Genomic DNA, 1,076 nt, shown 5'->3' on the forward strand with positions numbered 1-1,076 from the left:
CTTGCCGATCACGCGGTAGAGCGCCCGATCCTGCGCATCGAGAAGATCCAAGGCGGGGTTGCGCAGCGCGGCATGATGTTCGGCGCCGGGGCGATCCCCGATGCGATCGACCTCTGCTGCCGTCAGGTCTACGCGCGCGGGCTCAAGGGCGATTTAGGCATGGGGATAACGCTCGCGGGTCTGCTCTTGGGCGGCGTTCTGGGCAGACGCGGCACTGGCGTTCTGCGCGGGCACGATATCGGGGTAGCGCTCGATGGCGGCGATGAGAAGCGGACCGAGCGGCTCCTGGTTCTCGCCACCACGCTGCATCGCCTGATCCTCGGATCCAAGCCGTTCTGGAACTACGACGCGCAGCCGATTCGCTACACCAGCGTCACCTATCCGCCCGAGCATCTGCTGCGATCGACCCCGAAAGTGCTCTATGGGTGGCGCCGTGAGGCGCTGCCCTCCAATGTCTACCACAGTCAGGGCGCATGGCGGATCGCCGTACGTCTCGATGCCCCGTTCACCGTGGATGGTGAGACATTCCATCCGTTACCCGACCAGCCCGTCGTGATCACGGCAGCCGATCACGCACAATTCGTCAGGCTGTGAGCTCGTGGAACCCCTGCCGCCGGCTTTGATCCAACTGATCGCTGCGGAAAACACCGCGCCGGCCGGGCCAGCGATCGTCGCGGTGGCGGAAGCGGCGAGGCGGCGGCACGGCCCGGGGATCGTCGCGGTGCTGTTCTACGGCAGCTGTCTGCGCACTGGCGACGACCTCGGGAGCATCGTCGACCTGTATCTGCTGGCGGACAGCTACGAGGAGATCCACCCCGGTCCCCTCATGCGCATCTTCAATCGGCTGCTGCCGCCGAACGTTTACTACATCGAGGCGCCCTTCGCCGGCCGAACCGCGCGCGCCAAGTATGCGCTCCTCACCCTGGCGCAGTTCGAACGACTGGTCGAGCAACGGACGCTGCAGTCGTATTTCTGGGCGCGCTTTGCCCAGCCGACGATCGTGCTGTGGGCGCGCGAGCCTGCGATTCGGGAGCGGATCACGCGGGCGATTGCGACCGCGGTGCTTACGACAGCCC

2 protein-coding genes are annotated in these 1,076 nt (G+C 66.2%); both read left to right on the forward strand.

Going from position 1 to position 1,076, the window contains the following annotated elements:
* Positions 1-594 (forward strand): hypothetical protein (locus VFZ66_03890; protein ID HEX6288303.1); only part of this gene is annotated, 594 nt, incomplete at its 5' end.
* A 4-nt stretch (positions 595-598) separates the two neighbouring features.
* On the forward strand, positions 599-1,076 hold a 478-nt coding region (locus VFZ66_03895; protein ID HEX6288304.1), incomplete at its 3' end, for a hypothetical protein.

Source organism: Herpetosiphonaceae bacterium, assembly GCA_036374795.1.
Taxonomy (GTDB): domain Bacteria; phylum Chloroflexota; class Chloroflexia; order Chloroflexales; family Kallotenuaceae; genus LB3-1.